This is a genomic window from Vreelandella aquamarina (assembly GCF_900110265.1).
GTDB classification, from domain to species: Bacteria; Pseudomonadota; Gammaproteobacteria; order Pseudomonadales; family Halomonadaceae; genus Vreelandella; species Vreelandella aquamarina.
Genome location: NZ_FODB01000096.1, coordinates 1 through 5025, shown reverse-complemented (window position 1 = coordinate 5025; position 5025 = coordinate 1). Strand labels below are relative to the sequence as shown.

The 5025-nt window shown below is 54.6% G+C and carries 7 protein-coding genes and 1 rRNA gene; 4 read left to right on the top strand and 4 right to left on the bottom strand.

What is annotated here, in order from left to right; all coding sequences use genetic code 11:
- Positions 1 to 191: 191 nt before the first annotated feature.
- Positions 192 to 307 (top strand): 5S ribosomal RNA (gene rrf / locus BMY49_RS16760).
- A gap of 107 nt (positions 308 to 414) precedes the next feature.
- Entirely contained in the window at positions 415 to 1746 is a 1332-nt protein-coding gene (locus BMY49_RS16755; RefSeq protein ID WP_062363374.1) for a deoxyguanosinetriphosphate triphosphohydrolase, read from the top strand.
- An 8-nt stretch (positions 1747 to 1754) separates the two neighbouring features.
- Here BMY49_RS16755 and BMY49_RS16750 read toward each other — a convergent pair whose 3' ends face one another.
- From BMY49_RS16750 to BMY49_RS16740, 3 genes are all read right to left on the bottom strand, one after another.
- Entirely contained in the window at positions 1755 to 2663 is a 909-nt protein-coding gene (locus tag BMY49_RS16750; RefSeq protein WP_089676108.1) for a nuclease-related domain-containing protein, read from the bottom strand.
- 61 nt (positions 2664 to 2724) lie between these two features.
- A complete protein-coding gene (locus tag BMY49_RS16745) occupies positions 2725 to 3099 on the bottom strand; it encodes a translation initiation factor Sui1 (RefSeq protein ID WP_054641448.1) in 375 nt (124 codons plus the stop codon).
- Between the two features lies 1 nt (position 3100).
- A complete protein-coding gene (locus BMY49_RS16740) occupies positions 3101 to 3799 on the bottom strand; it encodes an HAD family hydrolase (protein WP_044630427.1) in 699 nt (232 codons plus the stop codon).
- Between the two features lie 248 nt (positions 3800 to 4047).
- On the opposite strand from BMY49_RS16740, the gene BMY49_RS16735 reads away from it, so the two are divergent.
- Positions 4048 to 4473, top strand: coding sequence for a hypothetical protein (locus BMY49_RS16735; RefSeq protein WP_089676107.1), 426 nt, complete (start codon positions 4048 to 4050; stop codon positions 4471 to 4473).
- Between the two features lie 10 nt (positions 4474 to 4483).
- On the opposite strand, the gene BMY49_RS16730 is transcribed toward BMY49_RS16735, so the two are convergent.
- Complete coding sequence (locus tag BMY49_RS16730) at positions 4484 to 4672, bottom strand: hypothetical protein (protein WP_232068195.1); 189 nt, start codon at positions 4670 to 4672, stop codon at positions 4484 to 4486.
- Positions 4673 to 4785: 113 nt separating this feature from the next.
- On the opposite strand from BMY49_RS16730, the gene BMY49_RS16725 reads away from it, so the two are divergent.
- Positions 4786 to 5025, top strand: a 240-nt coding sequence (locus tag BMY49_RS16725) for a transposase (protein WP_371827837.1), incomplete at its 3' end; no start/stop codon positions are given.

Genomic DNA, 5025 nt, shown 5'->3' with positions numbered 1-5025 from the left:
GTGGAAGCGCTGCAAGGCGTTGAGCTAACGTGTACTAATGGCCCGTGAGGCTTGACCCTATAACACCCAAGGGGTCTGGTCGCAGTGATAACGAAAACCGGATACGCAGCAGCAAGCCAAGGCGCTTGCTGACAAGAGACGATCACACAACACGTCAATGACGCCCAGCATGATATGCATTACCCGTTACGCCTGACGACCATAGCGAGCGTGAACCACCTGATCCCATGCCGAACTCAGCAGTGAAACCGCTTAGCGCCGATGGTAGTGTGGGGTCTCCCCATGCGAGAGTAGGTCATCGTCAGGCACTTATACCGCAAAAAACCCAGCCCATCGGCTGGGTTTTTTGTTTTTCTATGTGTCGTTTTATGTCCGTGTTTTTATGTCAGAATGTGAACTCCAAGGAGGAGCGCTATGACACAAATGCAATGGGATCAGTTACTTTCCCCTCGACGCCTTCACGATAAACGAACAGATAGCACCCGGGAAATTGGGCGTAGCCCCTTTCATAAAGATCATGATCGCATTGTCTTTTCCGGCTCTTTCCGACGCTTGGGGCGTAAAACCCAAGTGCACCCTCTGACTGAAAACGACCATATTCACACACGTTTAACCCACTCCCTTGAAGTTGGCTGTGTCGGCCGCTCTCTTGGAATGATTGTGGGCGAGCTGCTCCGTGACCGCCTCCCTGACTGGATTACCCCCGCTGATTTGGGCGTTATTGTGCAAACGGCGTGTCTGGGTCATGACATCGGTAACCCGCCCTTTGGTCACGCCGGTGAGTACGCGATACGCGACTGGTTTCGCCGTGCCCAGGGAAGTGGCCTGCTGGAGGGCCTATCAGAGGCAGAGCGCGAAGACCTGCTGACCTATGAAGGCAACGCTCAGGGCTTTCGCGTGATTACCCAGATTGAGTACAACCAGTTTAACGGCGGCATGCGCTTATCGGCGGCTACGCTCGGCACGCTGCTGAAATACCCATGGACGGTACGCTATAGCGGCCGGGCGGGTAAGTTTGGCTGCTACCAGTCAGAGCAGGCGCTGTTAAAAGAGGTCGCAGATGCGGTTGGGCTACTTCCCCAAGGGGAGCAGCGCTGGTGTCGCCACCCATTGGCTTGGCTTGTCGAAGCGGCAGATGATATTTGCTACGCCTTGCTAGACCTGGAAGACGGTCTGGAGATGGGCATTCTTCGCTACGAGGAAGTGGTTGAGATTCTGCGTCAAATTGCCGGAGAGTTCCCACCGGAGTATGCCGAGATGCAGCGTAAAAATGTCTCGCAACGCCGCCGTATCGCCCTACTCAGAGGCGCTGCTATGGAGCGGGCCGTAAACGATGTGGGGGCAGTATTTGTACAGCATGAGCAGGCGCTACTCAGCGGTACCCTCAGCGAAGACTTGTTAGAGCTGTGTCACCCGGATTTAGGTTGGGGTGTGCAGTCCGCCAAGCAGCTGGCTCGTGAGCGTATTTTCCAGAATGAGCGCAAGGCGAAGCTGGAGATTGGTGCTTACACCACGCTGGGTATCCTGTTAGAAGCGTTTATCGGTGCGGCCCATGAGCTGCACCACACCGGGCAAAGCTCTTTCAAGCACCAGCGGGTGCTGGCGTTAATTGGTGAGAATACACCGCTACCCTCATGGACACTCTATGACAGTTACCGGCGAATGCTGGACTTCATTGGTGGGATGACCGACCACTATGCAGTCGATCTTGCTCAAGAGATGGGCGGCCGCTTACGCGGCGACTAAGCCATCCATTAAACGGACGGCTGGCGGAGATGCTTGAGCTCCATCAGCCGTGCTCGTTCCAGCAGAATGTGGATGACCTTATCGTGAATGGCATCGCTCATCTGCCCTGGAGTGATGTCAGTGAGCTGTTTGGCAAGCTGCTCGCCACTGACCACCAGGATATCCGGTGAAGCCTCGCTGGTATCAATTTCCCACCCCGGTAGCACCAGTACCCCTTTGACCGGCACCGGTACACCACAGCGGCGCTCTAACCACTGGCTGAGCCAGTTAACGCCTTGCCGCGTTTTATGCAGCGGCCGCCGTTCCTGCCAGTGGGGGAACCGCAAACGCTCACGTTCAACCGCCACGCAGTTAAGCTCTTTACCATCGGTGCCGATGGCCAGCATTCTAGCCCGTGTTTCCACAACAAAAACGCCATGGGGGGTCACGACCACATGGTCAATGGTGAAACTATCAGTAGGAACGTCATGAAAAACGTAATAAGGGTGTGCCTCAGGCCGTACTAGGCGCTCCAGCTCCTGCCCCACCGCCAACTCGCAGGCAAGCCCCAGCTTTAAGCGTCGAATGCGCTGGTAGTCACGTATTAGCAGCAGCGAAAACGCCAGCACCAAAATGGTACTTAGCAAGCCGTAAAGCGCCCACTCTACCCAGTCTTGTTTATCGACAAACAGCATGCGGCCCATGCCATATACTAGCGGCGCTAACGTGACTAATGGCCCCAGGGTGCCATTTAGGAACAGGCTAGAAAAGGCTTGGTCGAGCCTATGACGAAGGGCCTGACCAGGTTCGCGCAGCGGTGCATCAAAGGGTGAGTGTACGCGGGCATCATGAAGACTACGCAAGGCTAATACAATGCCGCCCATGGCTGCCATGGGGAACAAGAAGATGAGCGGTAGTAGGTATTCCAACCAAACCATTGTCGTAACTTGCCCTTTAGCCATGAGCTTAAGGTCGAGCATCGTGTTATATGGCGATGCATCAACCGCCAGCTAATTTTACCTGATAACCCATTGAGGTTAAGGCATCGCGAAGTGTTTCGCGATGATCGCCTTGAATTTCAACCACGCCCTCTTTAACTGCACCACCCGTACCACAGCGCTGTTTAAGCGTTTTGGCCAGCGTCTTAAGCTCTGCGTGGGCCAGTGGGAGACCGCTGATAGTCGTCACGCCTTTTCCTTTACGCCCGCTGGTTTCACGGCGGATGCGCACAATGCCATCTAATGCGGCAAGACGCTCTTGCTCGCTGGTGTCTTCGCAGCAGCAATTATCAATAGGGGCTCGGCAGTCGGGGCAAGTTTTGCCATGCTCAGTGGAGTAAACAAGGCCACCTAGCTGATCACGTAATGAAGCCATACTATTTCTCTGTTGAGTGATGAAGCATTGCGGCCTGCCATCGCTCGTGGGTCAGTTGTTCAACAACGGCAGGCAGTTGGTACATGTTGCTAATCATAATAGCGCCTTCCGGTGTTGCTTCGGCATCGGGGAAGCGATTCAAATGAATCACTGTCATGCCCGCTTGCAGAGCTGCTTGAACGCCAACTAAGGCGTCATCGATCGCTATGCAGTCTTTTGCCGCAAACCCCATGATACTGGCTGCGTGAAGATGTAAACAGGGCTCTGGTTTCCAACAGTTAGCGGTGTAGCCACTAAATAGCCGGTGAGCAAAGTAATGGCTAAGCCCTGTGGCATTGAGTGCGGTGCGAATCTTTGTTTCTGGCCCGTTCGATACCACCGCGCTTGGGTAGCGTGATAGGGCGTCAAGTGATTCCCGGGCACCGGGAATGGTGGTTAACTCATTGGCTAACCGGTCTGCCAGATTGGCCCGCATGGTTTGTTCCATGCGGTTTAACCGGTCCGCATCTACTTCACCGTAGCGGGTTTGAAGTTCTGCCACAATGCGTCGGAAGCGGGCACCACGAAACTCCCCTAGGTAATCGGAGGAGGCAAACGGTAGGCCCACCGTATTGAGGCCGCGCGCCATCTCTTCAGCAAGCAGGGGTTCGCTATCGACGAGGGTGCCATCACAATCAAACAGCAGAAGTGGAAGCGGCATGGGAATTCCTTGCAGCGTTACAAGCGCTACTCGCGTTAATTAAGCCGACTAGACTGCTATTGAACGAGATTTTTGGGACTTTGTGAACACTGTTTTATAATTTTTTACGGTTAGCCCGCCTCTAGGTGCCATTTATCCATGTCATCACTAAGTTAACTACCCGGTTTTTAAGGCAATCTATGTTAATCGCTAGGAGAAGAGCTATAGTGGTTAGGCGACGCCGCAATAACTACAAAATGGAGATGTATATGCGATTCAACCCCTGGTTACTCTCATTTGTATTTGGTACCGCGCTGATGGCCTCTTCGGCTAGCGTGTTGGCAGAACCTGAGGCCAACGCCGATAGCGAGCAGCACCAAGCACTGGATGATGCGGCGCTAGAAGAGAAGTACGGTATTAAGGCAGGTTCTGTTCAGCGCGATGAGCAGCCTTCCTCTGATATATCGGCTTCGGAAGCGTCTAGTGCTGAAGAGAACGCTGACACGGCCGAAGTCGATAGCAGCACTGAGGCAAAGAACACTGGCTCTGACACCGAGGGCAGCAGCGCTGAGACGGAGAGCATCAGTACGAATGCCGAAAGTGAGAATACCGAAGGTGGCACAGGTGGTACTGGTAGCGCTGAAGATGCGATTGAAAGCGGTGAAGACGAGCAGAGCAACGACGATAACGAGTAACCTACCGCCGTTAGCGGGAGAAGCGTCGTGAGTTGGCGCTACTGCGTAGATGGTAGGGTTTCATCGCTTTCTGGCTGGTAATCCACCAGGGGGCGTACTGACCACTCATCGCGCTGAAAAACGCTTTTTGCATTACGAGGCCAGCTTTTATGCTGGCCTCAATTTTTTCGGTCACCATGCGCTGGTTTTCGCGCATCATAGTGAGAGCTGCCTGGTGAAGAAATGTGGGGTGGCGCTCTCTAGCAGCCTGTCGGTCTTTCCGTTGCACCGTGAGATACTGACCACCGTCATCGCCGAGCTGAGAAGATCGCCATGAGCCGCTTCATCCCTGTGGATCGCCAGACCGATTACCTGCTGCCGCCTTCGGTAGACGAGTGGTTGCCCGATGGTCACCTGGCGCGGTTCGTTGTCGATGTTGTCGAACAACTGGACCTCTCGACGTTGACCCGGCGTTACATGGGGCGGGGTTCCAAGGCACATCACCCGGCGGTGCTACTGAGCCTGCTGATCTACGGCTACGCCACCGGGGTGGTCTCCAGCCGCAAGATCGAG

What these genes read in the sequence shown, in the direction of transcription:
- BMY49_RS16755 (WP_062363374.1), top strand. Translation starts at nt 415, where the DNA reads ATGACACAAATGCAATGGGATCAGTTACTTTCCCCTCGACGCCTTCAC.
- BMY49_RS16750 (WP_089676108.1), bottom strand. Translation starts at nt 2,663, where the DNA reads ATGGTTTGGTTGGAATACCTACTACCGCTCATCTTCTTGTTCCCCATG.
- BMY49_RS16745 (WP_054641448.1), bottom strand. Translation starts at nt 3,099, where the DNA reads ATGGCTTCATTACGTGATCAGCTAGGTGGCCTTGTTTACTCCACTGAG.
- BMY49_RS16740 (WP_044630427.1), bottom strand. Translation starts at nt 3,799, where the DNA reads ATGCCGCTTCCACTTCTGCTGTTTGATTGTGATGGCACCCTCGTCGAT.
- BMY49_RS16735 (WP_089676107.1), top strand. Translation starts at nt 4,048, where the DNA reads ATGCGATTCAACCCCTGGTTACTCTCATTTGTATTTGGTACCGCGCTG.
- BMY49_RS16730 (WP_232068195.1), bottom strand. Translation starts at nt 4,672, where the DNA reads ATGATGCGCGAAAACCAGCGCATGGTGACCGAAAAAATTGAGGCCAGC.